This is a genomic window from Prochlorococcus marinus XMU1419, assembly GCF_017695955.1.
In the GTDB taxonomy this organism is placed as follows: Bacteria; Cyanobacteriota; Cyanobacteriia; order PCC-6307; family Cyanobiaceae; genus Prochlorococcus_A; species Prochlorococcus_A marinus_AD.
Map to the genome: position 1 here is coordinate 27,162 of NZ_JAAORO010000003.1, position 25,958 is coordinate 53,119.

General features: G+C 30.6%; 38 protein-coding genes and 1 pseudogene. 15 read left to right on the forward strand and 24 right to left on the reverse strand.

The window, feature by feature from the left end; all coding sequences use genetic code 11:
• Window positions 1–29 precede the first annotated feature (29 nt).
• The 6 genes from HA151_RS06200 to HA151_RS06225 all read right to left on the reverse strand — a co-directional run bounded on the left by HA151_RS06200 (window position 30) and on the right by HA151_RS06225 (window position 2,976).
• Complete coding sequence (locus HA151_RS06200) at window positions 30–752, reverse strand: pseudouridine synthase (protein ID WP_209106626.1); 723 nt, start codon at window positions 750–752, stop codon at window positions 30–32.
• Window positions 753–977: 225 nt separating this feature from the next.
• Entirely contained in the window at window positions 978–1,241 is a 264-nt protein-coding gene (locus HA151_RS06205; protein WP_209106627.1) for a DUF1651 domain-containing protein, read from the reverse strand.
• 45 nt (window positions 1,242–1,286) lie between these two features.
• Window positions 1,287–1,571 carry a hypothetical protein gene (locus tag HA151_RS06210; protein WP_245151619.1) on the reverse strand — a complete coding sequence of 95 codons (285 nt, stop codon included), beginning with the start codon at window positions 1,569–1,571 and terminating at the stop codon, window positions 1,287–1,289.
• 291 nt (window positions 1,572–1,862) lie between these two features.
• Window positions 1,863–2,123 (reverse strand): hypothetical protein, encoded by a 261-nt coding sequence (locus HA151_RS06215; protein WP_209106628.1) that lies wholly within the window; start codon window positions 2,121–2,123, stop codon window positions 1,863–1,865.
• Window positions 2,116–2,637 (reverse strand): RNA polymerase sigma factor, encoded by a 522-nt coding sequence (locus tag HA151_RS06220; RefSeq protein WP_209106629.1) that lies wholly within the window; start codon window positions 2,635–2,637, stop codon window positions 2,116–2,118. The genes HA151_RS06215 and HA151_RS06220 overlap by 8 nt, the downstream gene beginning before the upstream one ends.
• A 36-nt stretch (window positions 2,638–2,673) precedes the next feature.
• Window positions 2,674–2,976, reverse strand: a complete 303-nt coding sequence (locus HA151_RS06225) for an EF-hand domain-containing protein (RefSeq protein ID WP_209106630.1) — start codon at window positions 2,974–2,976, stop codon at window positions 2,674–2,676.
• Window positions 2,977–3,396: 420 nt separating this feature from the next.
• Here HA151_RS06225 and HA151_RS06230 point away from each other — a divergent pair, with 420 nt between their 5' ends.
• Window positions 3,397–3,561: a hypothetical protein gene (locus HA151_RS06230; protein WP_209106631.1), complete on the forward strand. Its 165-nt coding sequence runs from the start codon at window positions 3,397–3,399 to the stop codon at window positions 3,559–3,561.
• Between the two features lie 261 nt (window positions 3,562–3,822).
• Here HA151_RS06230 and HA151_RS06235 read toward each other — a convergent pair whose 3' ends face one another.
• Window positions 3,823–4,251: a cupin domain-containing protein gene (locus HA151_RS06235; protein WP_209106632.1), complete on the reverse strand. Its 429-nt coding sequence runs from the start codon at window positions 4,249–4,251 to the stop codon at window positions 3,823–3,825.
• Window positions 4,252–4,313: 62 nt separating this feature from the next.
• On the reverse strand, window positions 4,314–4,625 hold the full coding sequence (locus HA151_RS06240) for a DUF3303 domain-containing protein (protein WP_209106633.1): 312 nt from the start codon (window positions 4,623–4,625) through the stop codon (window positions 4,314–4,316).
• Between the two features lie 296 nt (window positions 4,626–4,921).
• On the opposite strand from HA151_RS06240, the gene HA151_RS06245 reads away from it, so the two are divergent.
• The 4 genes from HA151_RS06245 to HA151_RS06260 all read left to right on the forward strand — a co-directional run bounded on the left by HA151_RS06245 (window position 4,922) and on the right by HA151_RS06260 (window position 6,969).
• Window positions 4,922–5,152 carry a hypothetical protein gene (locus HA151_RS06245; RefSeq protein WP_245151620.1) on the forward strand — a complete coding sequence of 77 codons (231 nt, stop codon included), beginning with the start codon at window positions 4,922–4,924 and terminating at the stop codon, window positions 5,150–5,152.
• Window positions 5,153–6,004: 852 nt separating this feature from the next.
• Window positions 6,005–6,148 (forward strand): hypothetical protein, encoded by a 144-nt coding sequence (locus tag HA151_RS06250; protein ID WP_209106634.1) that lies wholly within the window; start codon window positions 6,005–6,007, stop codon window positions 6,146–6,148.
• Between the two features lie 428 nt (window positions 6,149–6,576).
• Complete coding sequence (locus tag HA151_RS06255; protein ID WP_209106635.1) at window positions 6,577–6,714, forward strand: DUF3721 domain-containing protein; 138 nt, start codon at window positions 6,577–6,579, stop codon at window positions 6,712–6,714.
• Window positions 6,715–6,969 carry a hypothetical protein gene (locus HA151_RS06260; protein ID WP_209106636.1) on the forward strand — a complete coding sequence of 85 codons (255 nt, stop codon included), beginning with the start codon at window positions 6,715–6,717 and terminating at the stop codon, window positions 6,967–6,969.
• A gap of 34 nt (window positions 6,970–7,003) precedes the next feature.
• Here HA151_RS06260 and HA151_RS06265 read toward each other — a convergent pair whose 3' ends face one another.
• The 6 genes from HA151_RS06265 to HA151_RS06290 all read right to left on the reverse strand — a co-directional run bounded on the left by HA151_RS06265 (window position 7,004) and on the right by HA151_RS06290 (window position 9,851).
• Complete coding sequence (locus tag HA151_RS06265) at window positions 7,004–7,201, reverse strand: DUF2839 family protein (RefSeq protein WP_011863232.1); 198 nt, start codon at window positions 7,199–7,201, stop codon at window positions 7,004–7,006.
• 438 nt (window positions 7,202–7,639) lie between these two features.
• On the reverse strand, window positions 7,640–7,930 hold the full coding sequence (locus tag HA151_RS06270; protein ID WP_209106637.1) for a hypothetical protein: 291 nt from the start codon (window positions 7,928–7,930) through the stop codon (window positions 7,640–7,642).
• 184 nt (window positions 7,931–8,114) lie between these two features.
• Entirely contained in the window at window positions 8,115–8,285 is a 171-nt protein-coding gene (locus HA151_RS06275; RefSeq protein ID WP_198513551.1) for a hypothetical protein, read from the reverse strand.
• A gap of 189 nt (window positions 8,286–8,474) precedes the next feature.
• A complete protein-coding gene (locus HA151_RS06280) occupies window positions 8,475–8,753 on the reverse strand; it encodes a hypothetical protein (RefSeq protein ID WP_245151621.1) in 279 nt (92 codons plus the stop codon).
• Between the two features lie 649 nt (window positions 8,754–9,402).
• Complete coding sequence (locus HA151_RS06285; RefSeq protein ID WP_209106638.1) at window positions 9,403–9,618, reverse strand: DUF2839 family protein; 216 nt, start codon at window positions 9,616–9,618, stop codon at window positions 9,403–9,405.
• 8 nt (window positions 9,619–9,626) lie between these two features.
• Window positions 9,627–9,851: a hypothetical protein gene (locus HA151_RS06290; RefSeq protein ID WP_209106639.1), complete on the reverse strand. Its 225-nt coding sequence runs from the start codon at window positions 9,849–9,851 to the stop codon at window positions 9,627–9,629.
• 82 nt (window positions 9,852–9,933) lie between these two features.
• Between HA151_RS06290 and HA151_RS06295 the strand changes: the two genes are divergently transcribed.
• The gene (locus HA151_RS06295) at window positions 9,934–10,131 is read left to right on the forward strand and encodes a hypothetical protein (RefSeq protein ID WP_209106640.1); all 198 of its coding nucleotides are present in this window, start codon (window positions 9,934–9,936) and stop codon (window positions 10,129–10,131) included.
• Between the two features lie 223 nt (window positions 10,132–10,354).
• Here the strand turns inward: HA151_RS06295 and HA151_RS06300 are convergent, their stop codons facing one another.
• The 4 genes from HA151_RS06300 to HA151_RS06315 all read right to left on the reverse strand — a co-directional run bounded on the left by HA151_RS06300 (window position 10,355) and on the right by HA151_RS06315 (window position 12,999).
• Complete coding sequence (locus HA151_RS06300) at window positions 10,355–11,659, reverse strand: NRAMP family divalent metal transporter (protein ID WP_209106641.1); 1,305 nt, start codon at window positions 11,657–11,659, stop codon at window positions 10,355–10,357.
• Between the two features lie 374 nt (window positions 11,660–12,033).
• Window positions 12,034–12,390: a hypothetical protein gene (locus HA151_RS06305; RefSeq protein ID WP_209106642.1), complete on the reverse strand. Its 357-nt coding sequence runs from the start codon at window positions 12,388–12,390 to the stop codon at window positions 12,034–12,036.
• Window positions 12,391–12,468: 78 nt separating this feature from the next.
• Window positions 12,469–12,768: a hypothetical protein gene (locus HA151_RS06310; protein WP_209106643.1), complete on the reverse strand. Its 300-nt coding sequence runs from the start codon at window positions 12,766–12,768 to the stop codon at window positions 12,469–12,471.
• Window positions 12,769–12,783: 15 nt separating this feature from the next.
• Window positions 12,784–12,999 carry a DUF3764 family protein gene (locus HA151_RS06315; RefSeq protein ID WP_245151622.1) on the reverse strand — a complete coding sequence of 72 codons (216 nt, stop codon included), beginning with the start codon at window positions 12,997–12,999 and terminating at the stop codon, window positions 12,784–12,786.
• A 197-nt stretch (window positions 13,000–13,196) separates the two neighbouring features.
• Between HA151_RS06315 and HA151_RS06320 the strand changes: the two genes are divergently transcribed.
• Window positions 13,197–14,540, forward strand: a complete 1,344-nt coding sequence (locus HA151_RS06320) for a sodium-dependent transporter (RefSeq protein ID WP_209106644.1) — start codon at window positions 13,197–13,199, stop codon at window positions 14,538–14,540.
• Window positions 14,541–14,911: 371 nt separating this feature from the next.
• Window positions 14,912–16,615, forward strand: a complete 1,704-nt coding sequence (locus tag HA151_RS06325; RefSeq protein WP_209106645.1) for a protein adenylyltransferase SelO family protein — start codon at window positions 14,912–14,914, stop codon at window positions 16,613–16,615.
• 108 nt (window positions 16,616–16,723) lie between these two features.
• Here HA151_RS06325 and HA151_RS06330 read toward each other — a convergent pair whose 3' ends face one another.
• The gene (locus HA151_RS06330; protein ID WP_209106646.1) at window positions 16,724–16,885 is read right to left on the reverse strand and encodes a hypothetical protein; all 162 of its coding nucleotides are present in this window, start codon (window positions 16,883–16,885) and stop codon (window positions 16,724–16,726) included.
• A 232-nt stretch (window positions 16,886–17,117) separates the two neighbouring features.
• Between HA151_RS06330 and HA151_RS06335 the strand changes: the two genes are divergently transcribed.
• From HA151_RS06335 to HA151_RS06355, 5 genes and pseudogenes are all read left to right on the forward strand, one after another.
• Window positions 17,118–17,408, forward strand: coding sequence for a DUF1651 domain-containing protein (locus HA151_RS06335; protein ID WP_209106647.1), 291 nt, complete (start codon window positions 17,118–17,120; stop codon window positions 17,406–17,408).
• A 160-nt stretch (window positions 17,409–17,568) separates the two neighbouring features.
• Window positions 17,569–17,775 carry a high light inducible protein gene (locus tag HA151_RS06340; RefSeq protein WP_209106648.1) on the forward strand — a complete coding sequence of 69 codons (207 nt, stop codon included), beginning with the start codon at window positions 17,569–17,571 and terminating at the stop codon, window positions 17,773–17,775.
• Window positions 17,775–18,035 carry a chlorophyll a/b-binding protein gene (locus tag HA151_RS06345; protein WP_209106649.1) on the forward strand — a complete coding sequence of 87 codons (261 nt, stop codon included), beginning with the start codon at window positions 17,775–17,777 and terminating at the stop codon, window positions 18,033–18,035. Before HA151_RS06340 ends, HA151_RS06345 begins: the two co-directional genes overlap by 1 nt.
• Window positions 18,036–18,065: 30 nt before the next feature.
• Window positions 18,066–18,197: pseudogene (locus HA151_RS06350) on the forward strand (chlorophyll a/b-binding protein); the annotation flags it as partial.
• Window positions 18,198–18,199: 2 nt separating this feature from the next.
• Entirely contained in the window at window positions 18,200–18,379 is a 180-nt protein-coding gene (locus tag HA151_RS06355) for a hypothetical protein (protein WP_209106650.1), read from the forward strand.
• 785 nt (window positions 18,380–19,164) lie between these two features.
• Here the strand turns inward: HA151_RS06355 and HA151_RS06360 are convergent.
• Window positions 19,165–19,464 carry a cytochrome B gene (locus tag HA151_RS06360; protein WP_209106651.1) on the reverse strand — a complete coding sequence of 100 codons (300 nt, stop codon included), beginning with the start codon at window positions 19,462–19,464 and terminating at the stop codon, window positions 19,165–19,167.
• 164 nt (window positions 19,465–19,628) lie between these two features.
• Between HA151_RS06360 and HA151_RS06365 the strand changes: the two genes are divergently transcribed.
• On the forward strand, window positions 19,629–19,772 hold the full coding sequence (locus tag HA151_RS06365) for a hypothetical protein (protein WP_209107170.1): 144 nt from the start codon (window positions 19,629–19,631) through the stop codon (window positions 19,770–19,772).
• 69 nt (window positions 19,773–19,841) lie between these two features.
• On the opposite strand, the gene HA151_RS06370 is transcribed toward HA151_RS06365, so the two are convergent.
• The 3 genes from HA151_RS06370 to HA151_RS06380 all read right to left on the reverse strand — a co-directional run bounded on the left by HA151_RS06370 (window position 19,842) and on the right by HA151_RS06380 (window position 20,982).
• The gene (locus tag HA151_RS06370) at window positions 19,842–20,441 is read right to left on the reverse strand and encodes a YSC84-related protein (RefSeq protein WP_209106652.1); all 600 of its coding nucleotides are present in this window, start codon (window positions 20,439–20,441) and stop codon (window positions 19,842–19,844) included.
• A 4-nt stretch (window positions 20,442–20,445) separates the two neighbouring features.
• On the reverse strand, window positions 20,446–20,625 hold the full coding sequence (locus HA151_RS06375; protein ID WP_209106653.1) for a hypothetical protein: 180 nt from the start codon (window positions 20,623–20,625) through the stop codon (window positions 20,446–20,448).
• A gap of 123 nt (window positions 20,626–20,748) precedes the next feature.
• A complete protein-coding gene (locus HA151_RS06380) occupies window positions 20,749–20,982 on the reverse strand; it encodes a DUF6447 family protein (protein WP_209106654.1) in 234 nt (77 codons plus the stop codon).
• A 104-nt stretch (window positions 20,983–21,086) separates the two neighbouring features.
• Here HA151_RS06380 and HA151_RS06385 point away from each other — a divergent pair, with 104 nt between their 5' ends.
• Window positions 21,087–21,536 carry a type IV pilin protein gene (locus tag HA151_RS06385; protein WP_209106655.1) on the forward strand — a complete coding sequence of 150 codons (450 nt, stop codon included), beginning with the start codon at window positions 21,087–21,089 and terminating at the stop codon, window positions 21,534–21,536.
• Window positions 21,537–21,583: 47 nt separating this feature from the next.
• On the opposite strand, the gene HA151_RS06390 is transcribed toward HA151_RS06385, so the two are convergent.
• Entirely contained in the window at window positions 21,584–25,936 is a 4,353-nt protein-coding gene (locus HA151_RS06390; protein WP_209106656.1) for a beta strand repeat-containing protein, read from the reverse strand.
• Between the last annotated feature and the right edge of the window lie 22 nt (window positions 25,937–25,958).

Here is a 25,958-nt window from a genome sequence, read left to right on the forward strand (position 1 = left end):
TTTTTTTTGAAAATCTAAGATTACTATAGTTAGTCAAATTTTTTTGAGGAGTTTACAAGCAATTTTTTTAATTCTAAGAGTTCCGCATTGGTAAATTCACGATATACTCCTGTCGGTACATCTAACTTTATATTCATAATTCTTATGCGCTTTAATGATTTTACTCGGTAGCCTAAGGATTCACACATTCTCCTAATCTGCCGGTTAAGACCTTGAGTAAGTATGATTTTAAATTTTTTTGGCCCCAATTGTTCTACCAAACATTTCTTAGTTTTGGTTTCTAATATTTCAACACCATTACTCATACTATGAATAAAATCTCTATTAATTGGACGATTAACACTTACAACATATTCTTTTTCATGATTATTTCTTGCTCGGAGTATTTTATTTACTATGTCTCCATCGTCAGTTAAAAATATCAACCCCTCGCTCTTTTTGTCTAATCTTCCAATAGGAAAGATTCTTGTAGGGTATTTGATGAAATCTATAATATTGTCGCGCTCTACTTTTACATCCGTTGTACAAACAATTCCAACAGGTTTATTAAAAATTAAATAAACATTTTTTTGTTTCTTTAGTTTTCCTACTATTTGACCATCAACTTCCACATGATCGCCATCCTTTATCTTGGTACCCATTTCCGGGATCTTTCCATTAATGGTCACTTTCCCTTCTTCAATTAGTTTATCTGCTCCTCTTCTAGAACAGTAACCGACTTCACTTAAATATTTGTTTATTCTGGTAGCCATTTAATCAAAAATACCTCTTATTTATTTTAGATATGTCTAAAAAAGATGCTTAATTGAAAGGTAAAGTATCCTTAGTAGGAGATAAAAAAAGCGCTTCAAAAACAATTCTAGCCACAGTTAATAAGCAATACCCAAAGAGCTAAATATCATCTCCTATTTCTAAAAATTTAATTAGGAAGTGGACTTTAATCATGAAATCTAGTGCTACTAAAGAACTTAAAATCTTTAGCCCAAGGAATCTTTTTTGAGCCAAACTTCTTCAGTTATCCTCCATCCTTGAGAAAGTAACCTTCCATAAATTTCTCTAGCTAAATCTATTTCTACAGAAACTGTGGATTTTATAACAGGTGGATTTTTTCCAAGAACGCCATCAATCTCTCCAGAGTCAATAAACATATACTCGAAGACTCCATCAATGCTCTTATCATTTTTTATAAACCTTCTAACCTCTGATCTTTTTGAATTAATTAACCAATATGATTTAGCCATTTATATAGAGTAAAGAGTGAGTGTTTAATTTATTCTTCAGCATCTTCAAGTTGTTTCAGCAAACGAAAAGTTTAGGAAATAAAAGAAACGATCCATACAAACAAGCCCAATAATGTTATCAACGCGATAAGAAAACCTAAAAATTGCTAAAAATCCACCTATTACATTACCTTTATTTAGGCGATCAAGGCCAATTGGAGCACCACTACCCAAAAGGAAGAGTCTTGTTAAAGTTTGTTTGTCTTTTTTTCTCAACATAAAAATTAATGTAAGGTTGTATAAATCTAAGTTTAGTTCTCCTTTAGAATGCTTTTTATTGATTATTTTCAAAAGAAGGTATCTCTCTTAATTAGAACCATAAAAGGAGCTGCTTTTTAAAACGCTTCTTAATTTCCTAAGTGTTATCAATGGCAAGTCTTAAACTATTTACTCCATAAAGCTCAAATTCTTTTTTATTAATAGAATCAAAAGAAAATCTGTTCCAAACAAACTATTTTCATATAAAACTCAGGCAAGAAGAAAAATACTAAGATTAAAAATTTTTTATAAATTAGTTAACTCTTATAAATTTCAAATATTCATACCTTGAGTTTCTCCCTCAATATTTATTATATAAATAGATTACATATCATCAATAATCTCATAAATCATAAGATCATTGATTTCATTAATATCAACCAAGCTTCTTGATGTCACAATTGGAGGAATGAAAACGCAAAAAATAACTAATGAGGCAAAAGTTACTCCGTAAATATTTGGCTTAGGTATTATGCCTTTAAGCCTTTTTAAAAAAGAATTAGATCTACGTTTATTCACCTCTTGTTTATAAGAAAGTGCATGCTCAATCATTTGATTAAGACGTTCTTTTTTTAATTTAGACATGTAAAAATTCCTCCAAAATGTCTTTTGGTAAAATTGTTTTTAACTTTTTGCGAGCGCGAATAATAAGGCTTTCTGTTGCCTTTTCGCTTTTTTTTAAAATATTAGAAACTTCCTTTTGTTTATATCCAGAAAAATAATGAAGCAAAATAGCTTCTTGTTGTTCTTTGGAAAGTTTTTGAATTTTTTTTAAAAGCATTTTTCTTAATTCATTAGTATTGTTAATGTTATCTAAAATCTCTAGGTTGAAATAATTATCTTTAAATTCTTCAGCATTCTTGTATTTTCTAATAAAATCCATACATGTGGAAAAAACAATTTTATAAATATATCCTTCAACACTGCCTTTGTTTTTCCAGCGAGGAGCTGTCTGCCACACTTTAATTAAGGAAATCTGTACTACATCATCTGCATCTTCAAAATGTGATGAGCCCAAAATCTTAATTGCTGTTCTATGCATTTTGTATCCTAAGGCATTTGCAATAAATCTAAAAGATTCCTTATCACCCTTTGCCATTTTAAGCATGTAAGAGCTGAGATCCTTAGTCATTCTTTACTCCTTTTCACTCCTTACTTTATCAATCCTTTTTTTCATTTCTTGCTTTACTGCGCGTAATTCTTTTTTTGATAATTTTTTATCACCATTCTTATCAAATTTCAAAAATAGTTTTTCTATGCGATCACGGTGAGCTTCTAACATTTCATCTTTAGAAAGAAGTCCATCACTATTTTTATCGATCTTTTCAAAACGCTTTCGCATTTTCATGAAATTATTCCTCTCATTGGTTGGATTGGGATAAGAAGGTAGTCCAAGAAAGAAGGTTAGTAAAAGAATTAAAAATGAGAAGTTTTTCATAAAAATATTTATGGTGTACATTTTATTAACGCAGAAATTTATTAAAATCCTTCTTAAAAAATATAAAAGTCCTTTAATCAAAATCCTCTAATTCATATCAAGTAAATTTAAGACAGTTTATCTTTTTTTATATTTAACTGTTGGTCCTCTATCCGTATATGTTTGTACACCAAACCGTACATATTTATTAGTCGTTATCTCAATTTACTTAGTTAGAACATAGTAGTGTATATAAATCTAAATGCCATCCACACTAATCAAGTCTTGCAAAAAATGTGTATTGAGTTGCAAAGATCCTCAAGTTTAGTTCAAGGCATGTGATGCCCATGAATGTTTGATACTTGCAAGGCAAATTAACTCTTACGTAAATGAAATTCCAGGTTCTGTAATCTGAATTAAAAAATTTTGAGGTAATCATCAATGAATTTAAAAAAATCACCTTTTGCAATTCAAGATAAGCATAAAAGCGATCTTGATCCTGCAAAAGAATATCCAACTATTACTGATTTAATGAGAGAACAGAATGCCTCAAACAATGAGGCCAGCACAGTTCACCATAGAAGAGATTTAGATTCTCTAGGTTAGTAGTTTTTACGAATAGTTAGTTATTAGTTTTAAAAAATCACTACTTTCAATTCATAATCAGTAAAAAAAGAATTAGATTAAACTTAGATTGTCTGTCAGAGAAGCCTTCAAGGCGAAATTCAATCTTATAAAGAGTCCTAAGATGTCGATATAAGAGATAAAAACGTAAGATCAATATTTATTAATGCTCGAAAGTAAATCGATTTAGCAATCAACAATTTATTTCAACATTATTCATCTGTTAATTTATTAATAATTTTTTTATTTATTAATAGTTGTAGGCAATCCAACCGCAGAGGCAGCAACTACATAAAGAATTGCAGGTTCATTCCCAACATTTTCAACGAAATGTTCATCACCATTATTACTCTCTATTAATGATTGCTTTGATGAAAAGTAATTAATAACATCACCTCTTATATGTTTTAATTTACCCTTGGCAAGATAAACAACCATCGGTGCAGGATGAGTGTGAATTGGCGTTTTTGCCCCAATAGGTATGACAACCTTAAAGAATCTAAGTTCTGCTTGCTTCCATCTAGGGTAAGAAATCTTCTTACCTCCAAGACCTTTTGTACTTTGAATAAGTGGTATTACTTCAATTTTTTCTTGTGCTTTGACAATTTCTAAGGGCATAAAAATTGATGCGATTGTTATTGATGAGATTAATAAGTTTCCAATTTTTTGCATAAACGAATGTGTGACTTAAATATTATTTTAGATCAAGTTTCAAGCTTCTAATCGTTATACTTCTAATTCGATGCTTCCGCAATTTCTTTATGGACTGTTAAAAATTCTCGGTCAGTTAAAACTGGTGTTACTTCAATTTCTACGCCAAAGTTATCAACCCAGATACTGCTCCATTTCCAAATATTCTGATGATTTGAAGATTCAACAATTGCCCAACCATTAGCTCCCTCAGGATTTACTACTCGATTAACAACCTTAAAACCATCAAATTCATCGCCTTCACATCCTCCTTCTACAAAACCAGCAAAAGCTTCTGTCCCTTGCATATGACTTTCTTGATCTGGGAATTGCCAATGAACAATGTATGTTTGCATAACTAAAATATTTTTTTTATTATTATTTATCGAATCTCTAAATTAAACAAAAAATCTTTAAATACAAATTTAAAAAACTATCAACATAAGATCTAAAAAAAAACAAAAAAAAGACTCTTGCGAGCCTAGGTGATGGGGACTCCTATCATGACAAATTAAACAGAAACAAACAACCCCATCAATAGGTAATTTTTATTACTTACAAACACCATATGTAGTGCTAGGATTTTATAAAGGCTGGGTGATGGGGATTATCCCGCTTTTTGATTGGGGCGAAGCTAACGCCCTTTTTTTTTTTGGAAAAATTCACTTTAATCAATAAAAACAGGTCGGGGATTAAAGTATTTGAACCTTTTGAAGATAGTTCAAAGCCCTCTTCCATTATCAATACAATTTTGATTTCTTATGGTCATGTTTATAAAAGGTTAAGCAAGTCATTCATAAAGTGTTCTAGATTTGAGTCTATCGAAGAAGCTAGAAAAGAATATAAAAAACAATTTAGAAGAAGGATAAGAAAAAACTTATAAATTCAATAGTTTTTTTAAAAAAATTGTAAGTAGGTACTTTACCTGAAATTTGACACTATTCAAAAATAATTGCTAGAAAAGCCTCAGAATCGAAGGTTGACCATGAAAAAAACATTTAGAACCAAACAATCTCTATTACCCTTTAAATTTTTCATAATCAAAACTTATTGATAATTGTTATATTTCATAAATGTTATTTCCACCTCCTCAAGTTATTTTTGGTCTATTGCTTTTATCTATAGCAGTAGTTCTCATTTGGGATATTAGATACAATCCTTTTGGAGAAGACGAAGACGGTATTTAATCTTTAGCCAGGAAGCTGGTTTGTTGGTGGTGCGTGAAATCGCCTTTTCTTTCTTTTGAGTCTTTTGTAGGCGACTAAAGAGCCTAAAAATAACAATGTAATAGCTATTGAGTTAATCATATCAAGTAGTTTTATATATATAAAAACAAATATGTTCTAAATATCAATGATTTAGTTATTTTTTCAAAAAGTGACTAATTATGAACTAATTTTTAATTCAAACTTTAACAATAGGTACCCTAAATAACCAAGAAAAAGCTTATCTGAGCAAAAGTAACTTCTACGCAATAAGAATAAATCACTTTTTCTTATTTCTCGTTTGATATTGCAGAGCAGCTTTTAGGTGTTGTACTTCTTTTTCTAAAGTCTCAATTCTTTTTTCTAGTTCTTCATTAGTTGCCATATTTTTAAAAGATAAATTCCTTGATATTTATAATATTAAATAAGTGACTTGTTACCCATGGCAACCTTCAAATGAGTATTAGAGCCTATTGATGGGCATAATTTCTCTAGATAAATTATGCAGAGTATAAATTTAGGGGAAATTTATGAGTGGAGATTATGAGACACTAGAAATCAATCAACCCAAAATTACATATTTTCAGAAAAGATCCGAAAATAATACAGAATGGTTAGATGAATTAATCAACCAAATTGAAAATATGAAAAACAATATATCCAAATCTGCTTAATGACAGAAAAAGAGTTGAAGGAATTAGAGAAATTTGCGAAAGAAAATGGATACAATGACGAGTTAAAAGATATATATTTAAGGGAAGTTATTGACAGAAATAAAGAATACGAATGAGATCTAATTTTCGACCAAATATTCGACTTGCTACAAACATTCTTTTAGTTGTTGGTACTTTTGCAATTGCTTTAAAGATTACTCCAATAGCCAAGGTATTTAAGGAAAAAATTTATGTATTAAATATTTAAAACATCAAATAGATCGAGACAAACTTATCAAAAGACTAAAAATAGTTAAACAAGCAAACCCATCTAGTATTTGTGACACTATCCTCAAAAGTTAAAAATGCGTATTATTCATAGAAATTTTAAATTTTTTATTTTTTTATTTTTCTTATCTCTAAATTTCAATAATTATTCTCTTGCACATATGAGGGGTACATTTCTTTCTGAGGAGAAAGCTGAAAAAAGGGCTTTAGAACTTGGTTGCGAAGGAATACATAAGAATCAAGATAAATGGATGCCATGCAAAAACGAAAAAGAATTACACATATATTTGATGAAATAGATGGAAAAATTAAAAACAAATCAAAGAAAAATTCACAGAAAAATAACCGCAATTTCAGCAATCCCCTTACTAATTACTATTGTATCTGGGACTATTTATAGTATTCTTCAACCATTAGGAGTAGATGCTTTTTGGTTAATAAAATGGCATACGGGTAATTTTGGCATTATTAATTTGCAACCTTTTTACTCGATATTTCTTGGTATAGCTTCAATAATCTCAATACTATCAGGCGTTAAACTATTACAAAAATAATCTTAGATATATTCTAAGCCAAGCCAAAATCTAACTAATTAATACTATTTGCGCCCCCACTTACTAAGAAAATTATCGCTCCTAGTGCCATTGTTGCTACACCCATATAAGGATATTTCTTAATTCTTGATTTAGTAATTGGAAGCCATGAAAGGTATCTATCAGATTTATTTAATTCATTTTTTTGTCTAGGTGGCAATCCTAATTCTTCTCTTCTTTTAGCTTCGCCCATAATCTTGAATTTGTTTATGTATCAATATTAAAAATTATGTTCTACACCTGCGAGTTAACTTTATTAAAAACAGAGGTCCTTTGTAGATAAACAAATTATTTAAAATTTATTTAGCCTTCTTTAAATATAGATTCTTTGTATTTGCCTGATCTGATGTAAATAATAAAATTAAGATAGTTCCAACTAGAAATGAAAAAATCATTGTCAAACCAACAACTTCAACCATTTCACTAGGCAGATAATTTAGAAACATTAATGAATAGATCTCTTATCTTAAACTTAGCAATTGTATTTTTTATGTAAAGTAAGTATTCCTCCTTAAATTTCGAAAAGAAATTTCAGAGACTTTTTAATCTTTATTTATTTTTATTTGATTTATTTTTATTTGATTTATTTTTATTTGCGGTATAAATTTAGTTCTAGCCGATCACAATTTTCTTACTTAGCAATTCCTATTTTCTTAAGCAATTTCAGGTAAGGCAAGGCCCAATTACCAAAGGTAAAAGAGATTGTCGTATTTTTTGTAGTTGGAAATAATGTTTTAGAACATGTAGAGGCTAATTTAGAAAATATCTTAGTAATTTCTACTTCTAGATTATCCATATACATTTTTTTTTGAACTCCTCGATCTTTCTTTTGGGGGAAATAATTTTCTATAAACCATAAAACTTGTTCTAAATTTGATTTATTGGGTGCGGTTTTAATTTTTTTATTTTTCTTTTTAAACATATTTACCTCTTAATTACTGAATTAAATTTGCCATTTATATAATTTAAATCAATAGCAAAAGCATCAAAATTATGTTCTTTTTAGTAATCGATAATCGAAAAAATTAATAATTACATTATTTTTATAAAAATAAAAAAAGAGAGGGATAAACCCCCCTCTCAATTAATCAGCTTCAAAAAAGAATTTAATTTTTTGAGTCTTTCAATTTCATTTCTTTTTGTGTTTTTCTGATTCTTTCTTCAAAGACGGATCTTCTGTATGGAGTAACTTCTCCACTTTTAGTAGCCAAAAGTTGGGCTTCATATAGCCTATTGGCTCTTTTGATTTTTTCTCTTATTTGTAAGAGGTTATTCATGATCTTTTGCAGTTAATGAGAATCCCGTTCCCTACTCCCATTTCATGCGTCCAGAGATATAAACTTGGATGAACGTAAGTGAACAATAACATCTTTAAAAAAATTCTGCGAGAGTAATTTTTACTAAATTTTTCTCAAAAAAATAAATATTGAATAGATAGTATAAACAAGGATTTAATATTTCCTAAATTAGGATAAGAAAATTGTTTGCGACCCATCATTATTATCCTGAATCACTATTTTTTTATTAGGGAAAATGTCTGATAATATTCTTTTCAAATTTGAATTATCTGAAGGAATTATATTACTTATGTTTTTTGAATTAATTTTCCAATTTTCATCTACAAATAGTTCTTTATCATCACTATTTTTTTTTACGATAGAGGTCTTATTTAGAATCTTAAGTAATAATTCAGAATCACAATCTCTAAATTCTTTAAGACTTTCTTTGTAATATTCAATCATCATTTAGAAATCTAATATTTCAAAATTTTGCTAAAAAAATTCGAGAAATACAAGGTATTAATTACCTAAAATTTCGTTTAGAACAAAAATTTTATGATGAAATTAAATTTATTTTTCTGTATAAAACTTAATTGCAAATAGCTAAAAAATAATATTTAAAAAGATGAATTAATCATTTACACCATTTATTTTCTTGATAAGTTGCGAAAAAGAGATTAAGGGAAAATGCCAAGAGTAATTAACAAAAAAATTAGACTTTTAAGGTGGTTAAACTCAGGCATGATAATACCATTTATTTTTATGGCTGCATCATCATCTATCATTCTTTACGGTGTTTTATTTTTTTTAATAAAATAGTATTCTAATCTAAGCCGCTAAGTTTTCCTCGGATTTAGACATAATTATTGCAGCTTTTTTTAATAAACTAACGACTTCTTTTCTTCCAATTGCATTATCAGCTTGACGCATAATTTCAACATATTTTTTATTTATTTTTTTCATGAAAAGTATTAATTTAATCCAAAATTACAACATTACGAGATGGTGTCAATCTTATAAAAGTAACTTATATTTGCTCGATAATTAATTGAAAAAAATAAAGTAATTCATTTTGAAGTCCTTTAAGTATTTTTAAATTGGATAATCTTCATAATCAGCCAATATTAAAGGATTTAAAAACAAAAAATAATCCTCCTATAAGTATCAATATTGCAGCTCCATAAAAGAGAAAAGGTATTATAGGGTATTTATATAATGTGGATCTAACTTTTTGTTGTATAGCTTTTTTATCAAGTGCAGGCAACTTTATATCTTCGGTTTTTTCTCTAGGCGGAAGACCTAAATTTTTTCTTCTCTTTGCTTCTCCCATAATTAATACTAAGGTATTTTCATACATTTTAAATAATTATTATCAGCTATATCTAAAATTTTACCCCATTCTTCGGAAGATGTTTCCAAAGGATTTTTAAAATCCTTTTTAAATTTAAGCGTACATCTTTTCTCTATATTTTCGGGAGAATTAAAATTTCTTAAAAAAGTAATACTCAAAAACGATAATGATGAAAAAACTATTATTAATTTAGCAAGTCTAAAACTATTCATTCCTTAGATGTTATTTCCTTATAAATAAATAAGTTACTTTTTGGTTTTATAATTAATCTAATCTATTAAAATTAATTATCAAATGATAAATTCTGTAAATTTAAAACATTTGCCTATTCAGGATTTGGTTGTTTCAGGCTTAATAATAATTATTATGTCGACAATTATTGCCAATATTTATGACCCATTTTTAGCAATACTTTATGCATTTGGAAATATACTTACTCTAACTTTTTTGAGTTGGTTATACCAAGAAACTTGGAGTGATCCAAAGAAATAAATCAAATTCGGAAAAAGATAAATAAAAAACTACTTCTGTATTTTTAACTTTGAAGAATACTTTAAATTAACAATATAAGTAGCAACTAGAGATAGTATCAAAAAAAATAATAAGCTTTCCAAGGTAGATTGAGGCATAACCATGTGTAGTACCAAAAATGATATATCTTTAGAGAAACGAATTCTGAAGAAAAATCAACCCTTAATTATTTTTTTTTTTCAAATTAATAATTCCCAATCCCAAAAAATGAATTTGCAATAAACAATAAACTAAACAATATTAAGAAAATTAATCCTATCCAACTTATCGTTTTTAGAAATAATCCATATCTATTTTTAATTGGTACTAATTTGCTATTTATAGTATCCATTGCCATCCATGCAAATAAAGGGGCGGTTAGGAAACTTCCAGTCATTGCAGTAAATACAAAATCTTTTACCCCTACACCTCCAGACCTTGCAATCAGCAATGCTATTAACGATGCAAAGATATGTACAATCATCCAAAGTTGAAATCTATTTCGCTCTGCCTTGGAATCCATATGTCCAAAATCAGTTCCTCTCAATAAACCTTGAATAGCAGAAATACTTCTTGGATATGCATCCAGACAAGTAATTGTGGTACTAAACATTGCGGCAAATGCTGCAGGTATAATGATCCATTTAGACCAATTGCCAATGGATTTAGTGTAAAGGAGTATTAATTTTTGAGCAAAGGAGACTCCACTGCCAGAAAGCATTCCATCGCCGGTACCATACATTGTTATGGCTCCAAGAGTGAGGAAGAAAATAGCAGTAACAACAGTTATTACGTAACCGAGATTAAAATCAAATTCTGCTTCACTAATATTTGGATTATAGTTTGTATCTTTTGCTCTAGAAAACATCCATAAAGAAGGCCAAACACATAACTCTACTGGGCAAGGCATCCATCCCATTAGAGGGATCAAAAAAGCTAAATTTGTTAACTTCCATGGGCTGATTTCTGGTTCAAAAAAACTCATATTTAGAGACTCATTTATTGAACCTTTAAGTAAAAGCGATAAAACTGCAAATAATGTTAAAAAAGTTAGAAGAGATACTAAAAATTTTGAAATCCTATCAAGGGCTTTATATTTACCAAGAATTAATATCATTCCAGAAACAACAAGGATCCCTATAGACAAATCCATGGCTGGATAAGCTGAGAAAAAGGGGATATTAGTTAAAAGGACACCTGAGACAAAACTTACAGCCGCTATTGTGAAAGTACCTGTAATTAGGCTAACTATTAGAAATAAAGGGAGATATGAAGAATTCCGCTCTTTGAAACCTTCTAATAATGATTTACCAGTAGATGCTGTAAATCTAGTCCCAACCAACAAGAATGGATATTTTAAAAGATTAGTAAGAAGGATTAGGCCAACTAAAGAAAATCCAAACCTTGCACCAGCAGTAGTTGATGACAATAAATGAGAACCCCCAATAGCCGCCCCAGCCAACAAGATGCCTGGACCTAAACTTTTTTGTATTCCTTTTGTTAAATTCATGTCATTAATCAAATGATTTAATTTAATTCAATCTTTGAGCCCTTCTAAATTTATTTTTTAATACTCTTTTTTTAAACGCAAAATTAGATAATGAGTAAAAAATAAAAAGTATAACTATTAATCCTATTCGGACTTTCATAAGATATCTCCTTCAAATATGCTTTTATCAGAAATTTATTTTGTATTCAACCTCTTTTCTCCATAAGATCCTCAAAAACCTATCTAAAACATCTAAATCCTTTTTTTCAAAACTTTTTATTTTCTTTTTATTTTGTTTTTGCATAAATTATTACTCACGTACTATAACTTTAAACTGAGCTAAAAAAAACACAATAAGCAAAACTTCTTAAAACTCAACGTAGTTTGGATTGATTTTAATTTGATATATATTTTTCTGCCCTTCTTAATGCTTTTATTGCACCTCTATAATCAAGATTTTTTAATTTTTCCTCACTTTTACTTTCCAACATTTTCACTATTTCATTTATCTTTATTTCATCAATTTTAAGTTTATGATCAAATATAAGATCAAATTTTGAGGAATACAAACTAGATAATTCTTTTCTGTATTTTTGAATCATTTTTTCATCACAAGATTTAGATTTCAATATTTCATTAGCCTTAATTTTATCTTCTAAAGCGCCCTTAAAATTTCCTCGTTTAAATTTATTTTCACTTGATCTAGTTAGCTTAATAAGATTTTCCAATAAGAATCGCCCAGAATCTTCCATTTTTTTTTCTGACTTAAAATCAATCCTATCAGCAAAAGAAAGAAAGAATTCATTTTTAATAATCAAATAAATAATTAATTAGCCAATAACAAGTCCTTTTTCTAGAAGCAAATCGAAAACCTCCACACTTTTCGTTTTCCCGAATTGGGGGGGCTTATGTAAATCTAGTATTTCCGCAAGACACATTATCCAATAAGTATCTTTTTTTAAATTAAGACCTTCGCAAATATGAGAGGGAGCAGATTTTAAACAGCCAAGTTCTATTGATATATTAATGTTAATGACTTGAGTTTCAAGTTCCAGACTTAAGAGTTCTATTTCTTGCTCAGAAAGGGTTGACCCAAAAGAATATGATTCAATTAAAAGTTGATAATTCATATAAGATTTATTTTTTCAAGAAATCCAGCGAGTTATTTTTGTCCCCGTATAAATATGTCCTGAAGCTTCAACTATAGGTTTTGTTTCAGGATTCCTAAAAATATCATATAAAACATTTTCTGGTCCTTGAAAAATTACAGTCGCCCTATGAGGATCATCTAATGATTTGCCAATATAAAATATTTTTACTCCCATTTCTTTAAACATCATTTGCTGTTCTTTTGCATTCATATGTGATTCATACTCCTAAGTATTACTTAGTTGAAAATCTAGAATAGTCGTTTCAATAGTCATAAGAATAATTAAAGTTTTTTAATTCTAAATCTTTATCAAAAAAATTAATCTAAAAAAATTAGTTTTTATTAAGCAAAGTGTTAACTAATTTTCATTTATGAGTTATAAATCAACTATAAAAAACGATTTTAATTTTGGACTCAAAAATTTCTCAGAGAGAACAATGGACTAGTAAGCTAGGATTCATTCTCGCGGCTGCTGGCAGTGCAGTAGGTCTAGGAAACCTTTGGGGTTTTGCTTACAGAGCATCTCAAGGTGGAGGAGCGGCGTTTGTACTTTTATATATGTTGATCGTTTTAATTGTATGTCTTCCGGTATTTGTTGCTGAAATGGCTCTAGGGAGAAACGCAATGGCAAGCACATTGCTTGCTCCTGTTAAGCTGGCTGGTAAGAATTGGTATCCATTAGGAATTCTTTTCTTCATAGCTCCCCTAGGAATAGCATCATATTATTCAGTGATAATGGGATGGACTGCAGATACCTTGTTCCATTCTTTATTTTTTGGATTACCGAAAAATTTAACTGAAGCAGAAACCTTCTTTGGTTCGATTAGTAGTGGCAGCAGTGTTTTGTTGGGCCACCTATTAAGTCTTGTACTTACAGCAATAATAGTTACATCAGGTATAAAAAAAGGTATAGAAAAGGTTACTAGATATTTCATGCCAATCCTTTTCATAATTATTGTGATTCTTGCTATTTGGGCTACTTCACTTTCAGGTGCATGGGAAGGATATAAAACATTTCTACTTAAGTTTGATTTTAATGAATTGAGAAATCCTCAAACAATAAGAAACGCTTTTACACAAGCATTCTTTTCATTAAGCTTGGGGATTGGAATTATGGTTACCTACGCATCCTATTTAAATAAAAAAAGTAATCTTCCAAAACTAAGTATTGGAGTTGCATCATTAGATACTTTGGTTGGACTAATGGCTGGATTTATAACTTTCCCAATAGTTTTAACATTCGGATTAAGTGACGCTATTTCTGAATCCACTGTTGGTGCTTTATTCATCTCAATTCCAACAGGTCTAGGTTCATATGGTGCTGCAGGAAGAATTGTAGCTGTTGCATTTTTTGCACTAGCTTATATAGCAGCCATAACTTCATCTGTTTCATTATTAGAAGTTCCAGTTTCCTCTTTAATGGATAAATTCGGCTTTAAAAGAGAAAAATCTGTTTGGTTGATAACCCTTTTCCTATTCTTAGCAGGCATCCCTTCTGCATTAAATTTAAATATTCTTGGAACAGTTGATTCGATTTTTGGTGGTGTATTACTAATCTTTGGTGGATTTTTGGTTACTTTCTTTATGGGATGGGTAGTCCCTGGAAAATTTAATGAAGAACTTAGTGGTTCAAAAGTTGGAATCAAAACGACACGTTATTTAAAATTCATGACACGATGGGTTGCTCCACCAATTATTGGTTTTGGACTATTTATTAGTGTGTTTGATTTGCTGAAAAGCTGGGTAAGTTAGAAAATTATTACGAGTAATATGGTGCAGGGAAAAGGGGTTTATAAGTCGATAAATAATTTAAATTTTTGAACTTTTTCATATTATTTTAAAACAAACTTAAAAAATACACTTCAAATAAATTTTTATCTGCAAAGGGTTAATTTTTTGAACAATTAATAAGTTTGAGAAGTTCTTTTTTGCTTTTTAAAAGTCCAAAAATTTTTCCCAAAAGAAAGTTTCTTTTGGGAAAATCTATTTAAAATATTAAATTTTAACTTCTATTTAATCTCAAACGTAACGCCAAAAACAATCCTTAATAGAATCTATATAAAATAGAATTATGTGTTTAATTTTAAGAAATTACGACACCCACAAGAATAGATAAATTTTTAATGTCAACTAAATCTGATTTATTAACAGAAAAGCTTACAGAAAATTTTTCTGAATTTTCTGAATTATCTGACTATTCTTTTATGAATTCTCTTAGAGCAGATCCTCAATCAACAAAAGATGGAAATGATCATAAACCGCGTTCAGTATATTCAGGTCATTACGTACCAGTTGTTCCAACTGCTATTCCAGAACCAGAATATATTTCCCATAGCAACAAACTTTTTAAAGAACTAAGGCTAAGCTCAGATCTTACTAAAGATAAGAATTTTTGTCGTTTTTTCTCAGGTGATATTTCTGTTGCTAATTATCCAATGAGTCCTGTTGGTTGGGCAACAGGTTATGCATTATCAATTTACGGGACTGAATATACCCAACAATGTCCCTTTGGCACTGGCAATGGTTATGGCGATGGAAGAGCAATTTCTGTATTTGAAGGTTTATTCAATGGGAAAAGAATGGAGATGCAACTTAAAGGAGGAGGTCCAACTCCCTACTGTCGTGGAGCAGATGGTAGGGCTGTCTTAAGGTCTAGCGTTAGAGAATTTCTTGCACAGGAATTAATGGATGCTTTTGGAATTCCTACCTCAAGATCTTTAACACTTTTTGTCTCAAAATCAGAAAAAGTTAGGAGGCCATGGTATTCCAAAGGCTCTAGGTATTTTGAACCTGACATCATGATTGATAATCAAGCTGCAATTACTACAAGAGTCGCTCCATCTTTTTTAAGAGTTGGACAGCTTGAACTTTTTGCAAGACGAGTTCGCAATAATGCTCATGATGAAGCTCTTAATGAACTAAAGATGATAGTTCAACATCTTATTGATAGAAATTATAAAGATGAAATTGAATATGAGATTTCACTTGAAAGTAAGGTACTAAAACTAGCTTGTTCATATAGATCGAGACTTATTTCTCTAGTAACTAACTGGATACGGGTTGGTTATTGTCAAGGTAATTTTAATAGTGATAATTGTGCTGCTGGTGGCTACACCTTGGACTATGGACCCTTTGGATTCTGCGAATTATTTGATCCAAGATTTCAACCATGGACAGGTGGAGGTGAACACTTCTCGTTTTTTAACCAACCCTCTGCAGCGGAGATCAACTTTAAAACATTTTGTTCGTCTCTTAGTCCGTTACTATCAAAAAGTGAACAAGACCTTGAAAAATTAAAACAAATCGAAAATGATTTTTCAAAATTAATGAACAAAGAGTTGATGAAAATGTGGGCAAACAAGCTTGGTTTAGATCATTACAAAGAAAATATTATTAATGAGTTTTTTAATCTTATGGCCATTTCAAAAGCAGACTTCACAATTTTATTCCGTAAACTTTCTGATATACCCAATAACATAGATTTTTTAAAAGACAGTTTCTATTTGCCAATTAATAATGAGCTTATTAAAAAGTGGGAAGTCTGGCTTGAAAACTGGCAATCAATCCTAAAGAAAGAGGGAAATATTAAAGAAAAATCTGAATCAATGAAATCTTTTAACCCAATTTATACTTGGCGCGAATGGATGGTCGTCCCTGCATATGAAGAGGCTGAGAAAGGTAATTACGACAAAATTAAGGAGTTGCAAACTGTTTTTAGCAATCCATACAAAAAACGACCTCCAGAGATAGATCAAAAATATAATCGACTTAAGCCAAGCAAGTATTTAAACTATGGAGGAGTATCCCACTACAGCTGTTCTTCGTAAAATCTAATTTTCAAAAATAAATATGCAATCACAATACTAAATTTTTAAGAAATATTCTTTTCTCACAAAAGAACTGGTAGTTTTAAAAAAATGAAGTTGAGAAATAATTTATTTTTTATATAATTTTTCAAGTTGCTTAATTTCCTCTCTTAAATTATTACCTCTTTTATTTAGTTTATTGTTTTTAATTATAACTGGGATAATCCACCAAGCTTGAAGACCTAAAAAGATAAATACTAGAATCAATAATTCAAAAGTACCAGGCCGCATTTGATAAAATTTTTTTTATTAATAGTATTATCTTAAAAGTTTTTAGAAGTTTATGAAATGTTTAAAGATTAGTTGGCTGTCCCAATTCGATATTCGATATTTTCGCTTTGAAATAATCGCTACTTTAAAGTAAAAAACAAATTGATTTTTAAATAAACAAGTAATCCACCTAAAAAGTATTTGACAACAAGATATAAAAGAATAAAATATAGTACAATTGTATTGTTTGGCAATGAGTTCTGAAGGCGGCAGCAGGAGAAATAATTACGCTTTTGGTTGTAGCACAAGGAAGCCAAATGGCTGCTTACTTAATCCCGAAGGAAGCAGATTGATTTTTTTTGAGGAGAGCAAAAAATCTCATCAAAATCAATCAAAAATCGATATCCATATTTTCTACACGAATCATCTTGCAGAACCTGCGGGTTATAAATCCTCTGAAAAACTTAACATCGAATCAGCCTGGGAAAAGTGGCACCAACTTCACCAAAAAGGATGGACAGAGGTCTTCCACGAATACGGATAAGGATTCCGCTGAAAGTTTTCAGAACTATAACCATTTAGCTCACATTGTAACGTTTCTGTTACAGATTCGTAGTATTTATATTGAAAATAACTTATTTTAGGTGAAATACTTTACATTATTTAATAGTAGTGTTACATTATTTAACAATTACATAATTTAAATGTCTAATTCAAACGTTACTACCGAATCAGGTGGCAGGCAAAATATGTTTCCTACTGAGACACGTCCTTACATAGATGAGTCTGTTTCTTACGACAGTTATCCACAAAACGCAGAAAAAGTTAATGGTCGTTGGGCAATGATCGGACTTGTTGCATTAGTTGGTGCTTACGTTTCAACTGGACAGATCATTCCTGGCATTTTTTAATGAGTCCTCTTTCATCTTTTCTAGCAGTAATTGTATTATTTACAGCTATCCTAGTAGCTTATTTAACAAAGCAATTTCAAAAAGAAAATTTAAACTATTTATCTTCTAATCAAATGAAAACCACTAACAAAAAAGTTAAAACAATCGAGAAAGAAAAAGTTGTTGCAGAAACACTTAATGGCAGATTTGCAATGATTGGGTTAATTGCTGCTGTTGGAGCATATTTAACAACAGGTCAAATAATACCTGGCTTCGTTTAAACATTTTAATTAAACAAACAACAATTAAACAAAATGGAAAATTCAAAACCTACTTATTGGCAAAATGCTGAAAGAACTAATGGAAGAATGGCAATGATGGGCTTATTCGCATTAGTTGTAAATTACGGCTTATTCGGCTGGATAATCCCTGGGATCTTTTAAAAATGAATTTAGGATTACTTTTTCTAAAGGTAAATACTTTAGGAGTAATAACTCTTTCAGAGCTAGATTGGATAACTAACCATCAATCTCAATTTTCTAGGTTAGATATGGCTTTGGTTATTAAAATTGGTCGTCTTATGGATTCTGGTGATATTGAAATTGATAATAGATTACCTGTTTAATTTATAAGTAACTAGATCGTCATGAGTGTTTGTCAATAGGGATACTGACAAGCACTTTTTTACAGTAAAAATTATATAAAAAAAGAGATTGTTTCTTAGCTAAAAACAATCTCAAATCACCTAATTCTTACATGAAAATTTCAAGTAAGCTTACAGATTCTAGCTGATTTTTTTTTATAGTAAATACGTTAAATTGCTTTCGTTATTTATCTTTTTAAACCCCCTCTTTTTATCCATAGAAACCATGTCACCCATATAGGAGGTAGGAATCTAATTAAAAAAGAAATTTTATATATATAAAATGGGGCATTATTACTCTGAAATAAATTCGTCACATAGGTAGATATAGTTATCCAGAGTAAAATTATGAATATATTCGCGCCTAATAATGCGAACTTATTTTGTTTAAATATTTTTGGCATAAGATAAATTATTTATTTTCTTAATTTTAAATAACCTTAGTAAATTAAATAAACTTTTTCAAAAAAACTTCAAATTTAAGATCCATATCCAAATAAAAAAAATACTGAATTTTATCCCCTCTCTAAATAAGATTCCAAAAATAATTGGAGGTAAAAATATAAAAAATATAATAGATAATAAACTCAATAAAGCAAAGGATCCTCTAAGTATAAAATTTTTTCTTTTTTTTCTTTTTAAATTTTTTAAGATATTCCATTCCCATTCGATAATCCTGTAGAATTTTTCTGATAATAAAAATAAATACTTCATTAGTATTATAAGTTTCTATCTTCTTTTCCTATTTATAAAATTAATTTTACTGGTTAGCAATAAACCTTAGCTCCTTTTTCTGAAAGATAATAAATTCTATTTTCTGAACTTAGAAAGAAATTTAATTCCTTATACTTAGATCTTCTAAATTTTTCTAGTCTTATTTTATGTAAATCCCAATCATCTGTACTCATATCAGGATTAAATTCTTCCTCTTTTAAGGAAGGTTTAGATGCAGGAATAATTATTTTTTTTCTTAATGCCCTTTTATTTCGCTTTGAATAAAAAAAAGAAAAAAATAAAACTATTAAATAAAAAACAAGAAAAAGAATAATTAAAACTAATTTAGTCATTTTGGTTATCTTTAATTTATTAAAAATTTATTTAGTGTAATCAAGAAAATTTCGCCATAATTTTTTTTAAGTAAGTAGAAAATCCTATTTTTATATTCTTGTATTTTTTAATACTTATCAAGGGGCTATTTAAATTAGATGATTAGTTTATTTTCAATTTCGATATGACTCAAAATTCAATGAATACACCATATGCAAAAAGAGTAGCTGAAAAATTTAGAGAAGCTCAAAATTATCTAAAGGCAAATGGCTTTAGTAGATCAACTAAGCATTTATTAGAGGATATTGAAAATACAGTTGAGAAATAACGATAATTTCATAGAATGTCTTTTTTAAGAATGGCTATTTATTAAAAACCATCTGAGATTTTCGTTGGATTAATAGCCTTGATAAGAAAACTTTTGTCCACCAATACTTGCTTCATACATTAATCCACCCTTAGAAAATGTAAAAACTGCCGCCCCATTACTATAATCTGCAGAAGCATTTGCGCCTTCTGTAATCAATGCTGCGCTGGCTGATGCATCAAATTCAAAATTACCTTCAGTAAACCTATCAAGATCTTTTTTATTTTGAAAAAATATTATTTGGCTAAAAGCTTGAGCACCCAACTGAAACCCAACTGACAGTTGAGTCACAGTGGCAGAACCAATAACCTTATGATCTTCAAAAACTTCCCCATTCCCGCGTGCCCCTCCAATTCCAATACCTAATTTACCCACATTAGGGAAAACAACATACCCCACAGCTTCTTTAAAATATATTTTTAATCTTTGTATTTTCTTCAATTTTTTTAAAACATCTATTGTTTTAAAATTTGCTCTTTTTTCTAAATTTGAATTTTTTTGGGTTTCCCATCCTATTAACAATTCACTTTTATTAGAAAGATATGATTTGGAGTTAGCATTAATAGGTTGATAAGAAAAACAAAAAATAGAAGTAAACAATATTATTACAAATTTATTTAGTATTTTCATAAATTTAAGCAGCTATTTCTTTTTCATTATCAAGATCAATGCTTTTTATCATTCCTTGAGCATCCAATCCATCAACAATTTTTTTTGACACATAATCTATATCATCGGAACCTGATGGATCAAAAATATCAGCCAAAATTGTGGCTACAAGAAATTCATCAAAACTAGATGACTTTTTAAGCATTAAGTATAGAAAAAATTATCAACCCCCTTTTATCTTATTTTTAAAGAATAAGAAAGAGTTATATTAAAAAATCCATCAAATAGGTCAAATAACTTTATAAATACAGATTTGATAAATAAAAAATTATTTATCATCAATTGGATCTATATCTTCTAAACCCTTTTTTAAATCTTGTAGTAATTTTGATTTACCTACAGCAATTAACTTTAATGTGTCTTGGTACATTTTAGTTTGTAAGTCTGCAGCGTTTATGCCTGCAACTAATTGTTTAATTGGTTCAGGCAATGAATCCATATAATATTCTGAACCTTCAAATTTTAATTTTCTCTTTTGTTCAGTCGATCCAGAATCAGTCATTACTAAATTATTATTTTCTAAAGATTATTATAACTAGTTTGAATTCAGATAATATTGTCATTAAATCTACAAATTTCTATATAAAGTAAAAGAACTTTTAATAAATGCATTTTCATGAATTAGAAAAAAATAATGGTTTCACATTAATAGAGCTCGCAATTGTTATTGGCGTATTAGGAATACTTTCAATAATTGCCATACCATCATTTTTAACTGTTATTGAAAAGAGTGCAGATAGAGTCGTCAGAACGAGTCTTTTGCAATCATTTAAAGAATGTCAAATAGGTATCATTAGTGATGAAGAAATTCCAACTTTTCAATTAGATATGGGAACTATCAGAAGAAATGGTTTTTATAGGTTTTATCAACAATATGATTACATTCCAAGAAAAGATGGCTCAATACCACCAACTATACTTGGGAATTGCTTAGGACCTTTAGGCCCTCATAGATTAGGAGTAATAAAAATAAAAGGAAAAAATAAGAATGGAGAGCTTTGGATAAACTTAAGTACTGGAGAAAAAACTAATAAAGGGCGATTAATGTGGGATTAAATAAAAAAACACAAGTTGCCAATTATTTTTAAATATATAATTTGGCATTAGATAGAAACTTTTTCTTGTTCTTGAGTATTTAAAGCGGGTTCTTCATTAAGAGAGGCTAATAAGTTATTGTTTAAATCTTCAAATAAAGGTAGTTGATCATGATTAATATCACTACTTCCTAAGGCATCCAAATTATTAAGCTCATATCCAGAGTCTAAAGAAATTCTCTCAAAAGATTCGAATGAATTATTTCCTAAAATTAATTGGTCTTCAAAGAATAAACTATCTTCTTGAATATTTTCCAAATCTTCTGAAGTGAAAATTGCCTGAACAAATTCTCTTGTTACTCCATCAGTATCTATATAAGACCCTTTTGCATTAATAGTATTACCCTCTATCTCATCTTCCATAATTTCAGCTAACAGTGATATTGATTCGATTCCAACTTCATTTAAAGTTGAAAGTTCTCCACTGCTTGAAATTCCATCAGAGTTAAGATCTTGCCATATCATTACTTGTTCAAATAACTCATCTTGATAATTAATTAAGTCATCATTGTTAGAGTCAATACTATTTAATGAATCTAATGAGGAGTTAAATGAACCAGAATTAAAGTGTTCTGAAAATACCTCTGACATATCATTTATTATTCCATCATCATTTAAATCCATCACAAGTAATCCATCATCAGGAGCAGTCCATCCTGTAATTTCTAAATCACCATCAACATCTACATCAAATAAAACTTTTTCTCTTGTACTTAATAGTTCAATTCCGTCGTTATCAAGGTCAAATATTAGCGGGTCATTACCATCGCAATTATTCTCATACCAAGCGATAGTATCGTCGTTATATGAAGCTGAAACAATATCTAAATCACCATCATTATCTAAATCCGCAAGGACTACTGAATCTGCACCATCAGCACTTGTTGCAATATCGGTTGCGGAAAATGTAGGATCTGCTGCTCCATTATTTACATACCAGGCAATAGTATCGTCATTGAATGAGGCGGATACAATATCCATATCTCCATCATTATCAAGGTCACCAGCCACAAGATCTCTTGCTCCGTCTGCAGAAGTTGCCACTGTATGAGTAGTCCATGTCATATTCCAGGTCGCACCACTACTTTCATACCATGCAATAGTGTCATCGTTAAAGGAAGCTGACAATACATCTAAATCTCCATCATTGTCCATATCAGCAATAAATACATCTTCAGGACCATTTGGGAAATTAGAGGATACAGCTCCAGAAGCTACACTCCATACCTCCCCTGAAGGTCCGGCATTTTTGATCCAGTTAATGGTGTTATAAGGTGAATCAGCTCCAGAGACTCCGTTAATATCAGTAAAATTTGCCGACACCCAATCTAATCTACCGTTGCCAGTAATATCTGCCGCATAAACAGACCGAGCTCCATCTGCGCTTCCATTTATATGTCCTCCATTTAGTAAGGAAAAACTTGGATTTGCTGCTCCGTCATTTATATGAACCTCATTTGTACCCTTAAATCCATTAAGAGGAACCTCTTTTTCTGACGAAGCGGTAATAATATCTAAATGTCCATCCCTATTGATATCTGCTACAAATAATCCGTGTGCTCCTGTAAGGTTTGTATTTATATCAGCAGCAGTAAATGATGGGTTTGCTGCTCCATTATTTTCATACCAAGCAAGAGTATTATCCTCTGATGAAACCGAAAGAATATCTAAATCTCCATCACCATCAATGTCAGCTATAGCGACTTCCTTAGCTCCATCTGCACTTGTAGCAATATCAGCAGCAGTAAAAGTTGGATTAGTCGCTCCATCATTTTCATACCAGGCAATAGTATCATCAAGTTCTGACGCGGATATGATATCTAAATCTCCATCACCATCTAAATCTGCGACTTTCACATCTTTTGCTCCATCTGCACTTGTAGCAATATCAGCGGCAGTAAAACTTAAAGCATCATCATCAGTGATCGTTAATGTAGCTGTTGTTATGTAATTATTGGATTCTATTAATCCATCAGTTGGAGAGACAAAGGCGTTCGAAGGTCTAGTAAATTTTACAGTTACGACTTCATCCGCCTCTGGAGTGGAATCAGCAAGAATTGGAATGGTAAATGTTCCTGATGTGGCGCCTGCAGAAATTTCTAGAGTGCCAGATGTTGATGTGTAATCAGATCCTGATGTAGCTGTTTGACCAACGGTAAGTAAAGCAATTTTATGATCATTATGAGAACTTGAAACAACATCTAGATCACCATCATTATCAACATCTCCTATTGCAATGTTGTGAGGTTTATCAAATTGATCTGCGAAAAGATTTTGACCACCCCATGTTGGATCTGCTGCTCCATTATTAAGCCAGTAAGATATAGAATCAGCATCTTGAGCTGTCACCATGACATCTAAATCGCCATCTTTATCTATATCGAGAACCTCAACATCCCTTGCTCCATCAATCGATGTTGCAATATTTGCAGCAGACCATGTTGGATCTGCTTCTCCATTGTTCTCATACCAGCGAACAGTATCATCAGTAAATGATGCGACAACAATATCCATATCTCCATCAGCATCCATGTCATCAACCTGGATTCCATGAGCACCGGATACGTTGGTTGCGATATTAGCTGCTGCAAAAGATGGATCTGCTGCTCCGTTATTTTCATACCAGGCAACTGTACTGTCGTTTACTGATGTTGAGATAATATCTAAATCGCCATCAGCATCCATATCAGCAATAAATACTTCATGAGGATTATCTGCACTTGTTGCTATAACGGTTGTCGCAAATGTTGGATCTGCTGCTCCATTATTTTCAAACCAGGTGATTTCATCATCATTACCAGAAGCAGAAATAATATCTAAATCTCCATCTCCATCTATATCTCCAACATGAACATCATTTAATCCATCTGTACCTGTACTAATAGTTGTTTTAGTGAATGAAGGATTTGCCGCGCCGTTATTTTCATACCAAGCAACGCTGTCTCCGTAGAATGCCCCCCCGACAAAATCTAAATCTCCATCTCCATCTATATCAGCAATATGGATAGCCTTTGCTCCGTCAGCTGAGGTATCAATACTTGACTGAGTCCAAGAACTTCCATTATTTTCTAACCATCCAAAAGTATCACTAGTTAAAGCTGCATAAACGATATCTAGATCTCCATCGCCATCCATATCTCCAAGTTCTACTCCTTCTGCATTAGTTACATTGCTTACAAGTGTTTCACCTGTAAATGTTGGGTATTGAGTATTGATAGTTTCATAATTTAGGGTTATATCTCTAGACGATGCATTAGATAGATTCACTGTAAATGTTGCATTAGCAGCATTTTCATTTGAAGTGGTTACATCTGCAATTGATAGAACATGATTTTGTGCGGCACCAAGATTTTCATACCAAACAATAGTATCGTCATTATGAGATGCTGAAGCTGCATCGGTATCTCCATCTCCATCAATATCTGCAAAAAATATATTTTCTGCTCCATTCGGAAGAGTTGTTGTTTTATCTATTAATGTCCAAGTTGGATTTGCTGCTCCATCACTCGCATACCAGGCAGCAATATCAGTTGAACTATTACTGTTAAGTCCATCACTACCAACAATTCCAATATCTAAATCTCCATCAAAGTCAACATCTGCAACGTCTAATCCAATTGGGGTATCAAAGCCGGTAATAATATCAGAAGCAGTAAATGTAGGATCTGCTGCTCCATTGTTTTTAAATAAAACAACCTTATCTCCAATGGAAGCAGAAGCAAGAATATCTATATCTCCATCAGCATCCATATCCTTTGCATAGACATGATATGCACCATCAATATTGGTGGCTATATCTGCTGCTGTAAATGTTGGATTCGCTGCTCCATTATTTTCGTACCAGGCAATAGTATCGTCGTTGTAAGAAGAAGAAAGAATATCTATATCTCCGTCACTATCTAAGTCAACTAAGAAAACAGAATTTGCTCCATCAGCACTTGTGGCTATGTCAGCTGCTGTCCATGTTGGATTTGCAGCTCCATCATTTTCATACCAGGCAATTGTGTCATCTAAAGAAGAAGCAGAAACTATATCTAAATCTCCATCTCCATCTAAATCTGCAACCTGGACATCATTTGCATTATCAGCACTTGTAGCGATAACAGCTTTAGTAAAGGTAGGATCTGCTTGGCCATTATTTTCATACCATGCAATAGTGTCATCATTCTCAGAGGCAGAAAGTATATCTAAATCTCCATCATTATCCATATCTGCTACAGTTATTTCTCTTACAGAATCTGCATTAGTGGCAATAGTAGATGCAGTAAATGTAGGGTTTATATTGCCGTTGTTTTCAAACCATCTAATGGTGTCATCATGAATAGAACTGGCGACGATATCCATATCACCATCACTATCCATATCTGCTACATGTACGTCATAG

Coding starts and splice junctions, on each gene's coding strand:
- HA151_RS06200 (WP_209106626.1), bottom strand. CDS start 752: ATGGCTACCAGAATAAACAAATATTTAAGTGAAGTCGGTTACTGTTCT.
- HA151_RS06205 (WP_209106627.1), bottom strand. CDS start 1,241: ATGGCTAAATCATATTGGTTAATTAATTCAAAAAGATCAGAGGTTAGA.
- HA151_RS06215 (WP_209106628.1), bottom strand. CDS start 2,123: ATGTCTAAATTAAAAAAAGAACGTCTTAATCAAATGATTGAGCATGCA.
- HA151_RS06220 (WP_209106629.1), bottom strand. CDS start 2,637: ATGGCAAAGGGTGATAAGGAATCTTTTAGATTTATTGCAAATGCCTTA.
- HA151_RS06225 (WP_209106630.1), bottom strand. CDS start 2,976: ATGAAAAACTTCTCATTTTTAATTCTTTTACTAACCTTCTTTCTTGGA.
- HA151_RS06230 (WP_209106631.1), top strand. CDS start 3,397: ATGAATTTAAAAAAATCACCTTTTGCAATTCAAGATAAGCATAAAAGC.
- HA151_RS06235 (WP_209106632.1), bottom strand. CDS start 4,251: ATGCAAAAAATTGGAAACTTATTAATCTCATCAATAACAATCGCATCA.
- HA151_RS06240 (WP_209106633.1), bottom strand. CDS start 4,625: ATGCAAACATACATTGTTCATTGGCAATTCCCAGATCAAGAAAGTCAT.
- HA151_RS06250 (WP_209106634.1), top strand. CDS start 6,005: ATGAGTGGAGATTATGAGACACTAGAAATCAATCAACCCAAAATTACA.
- HA151_RS06255 (WP_209106635.1), top strand. CDS start 6,577: ATGAGGGGTACATTTCTTTCTGAGGAGAAAGCTGAAAAAAGGGCTTTA.
- HA151_RS06260 (WP_209106636.1), top strand. CDS start 6,715: ATGGAAAAATTAAAAACAAATCAAAGAAAAATTCACAGAAAAATAACC.
- HA151_RS06265 (WP_011863232.1), bottom strand. CDS start 7,201: ATGGGCGAAGCTAAAAGAAGAGAAGAATTAGGATTGCCACCTAGACAA.
- HA151_RS06270 (WP_209106637.1), bottom strand. CDS start 7,930: ATGTTTAAAAAGAAAAATAAAAAAATTAAAACCGCACCCAATAAATCA.
- HA151_RS06275 (WP_198513551.1), bottom strand. CDS start 8,285: ATGAATAACCTCTTACAAATAAGAGAAAAAATCAAAAGAGCCAATAGG.
- HA151_RS06280 (WP_245151621.1), bottom strand. CDS start 8,753: ATGATGATTGAATATTACAAAGAAAGTCTTAAAGAATTTAGAGATTGT.
- HA151_RS06285 (WP_209106638.1), bottom strand. CDS start 9,618: ATGGGAGAAGCAAAGAGAAGAAAAAATTTAGGTCTTCCGCCTAGAGAA.
- HA151_RS06290 (WP_209106639.1), bottom strand. CDS start 9,851: ATGAATAGTTTTAGACTTGCTAAATTAATAATAGTTTTTTCATCATTA.
- HA151_RS06295 (WP_209106640.1), top strand. CDS start 9,934: ATGATAAATTCTGTAAATTTAAAACATTTGCCTATTCAGGATTTGGTT.
- HA151_RS06300 (WP_209106641.1), bottom strand. CDS start 11,659: ATGAATTTAACAAAAGGAATACAAAAAAGTTTAGGTCCAGGCATCTTG.
- HA151_RS06305 (WP_209106642.1), bottom strand. CDS start 12,390: ATGGAAGATTCTGGGCGATTCTTATTGGAAAATCTTATTAAGCTAACT.
- HA151_RS06310 (WP_209106643.1), bottom strand. CDS start 12,768: ATGAATTATCAACTTTTAATTGAATCATATTCTTTTGGGTCAACCCTT.
- HA151_RS06315 (WP_245151622.1), bottom strand. CDS start 12,999: ATGAATGCAAAAGAACAGCAAATGATGTTTAAAGAAATGGGAGTAAAA.
- HA151_RS06325 (WP_209106645.1), top strand. CDS start 14,912: ATGTCAACTAAATCTGATTTATTAACAGAAAAGCTTACAGAAAATTTT.
- HA151_RS06330 (WP_209106646.1), bottom strand. CDS start 16,885: ATGCGGCCTGGTACTTTTGAATTATTGATTCTAGTATTTATCTTTTTA.
- HA151_RS06335 (WP_209106647.1), top strand. CDS start 17,118: ATGAGTTCTGAAGGCGGCAGCAGGAGAAATAATTACGCTTTTGGTTGT.
- HA151_RS06340 (WP_209106648.1), top strand. CDS start 17,569: ATGTCTAATTCAAACGTTACTACCGAATCAGGTGGCAGGCAAAATATG.
- HA151_RS06345 (WP_209106649.1), top strand. CDS start 17,775: ATGAGTCCTCTTTCATCTTTTCTAGCAGTAATTGTATTATTTACAGCT.
- HA151_RS06355 (WP_209106650.1), top strand. CDS start 18,200: ATGAATTTAGGATTACTTTTTCTAAAGGTAAATACTTTAGGAGTAATA.
- HA151_RS06360 (WP_209106651.1), bottom strand. CDS start 19,464: ATGACTAAATTAGTTTTAATTATTCTTTTTCTTGTTTTTTATTTAATA.
- HA151_RS06365 (WP_209107170.1), top strand. CDS start 19,629: ATGACTCAAAATTCAATGAATACACCATATGCAAAAAGAGTAGCTGAA.
- HA151_RS06370 (WP_209106652.1), bottom strand. CDS start 20,441: ATGAAAATACTAAATAAATTTGTAATAATATTGTTTACTTCTATTTTT.
- HA151_RS06375 (WP_209106653.1), bottom strand. CDS start 20,625: ATGCTTAAAAAGTCATCTAGTTTTGATGAATTTCTTGTAGCCACAATT.
- HA151_RS06380 (WP_209106654.1), bottom strand. CDS start 20,982: ATGACTGATTCTGGATCGACTGAACAAAAGAGAAAATTAAAATTTGAA.
- HA151_RS06385 (WP_209106655.1), top strand. CDS start 21,087: ATGCATTTTCATGAATTAGAAAAAAATAATGGTTTCACATTAATAGAG.
- HA151_RS06390 (WP_209106656.1), bottom strand. CDS start 25,936: ATGGATAGTGATGGTGATATGGATATCGTCGCCAGTTCTATTCATGAT.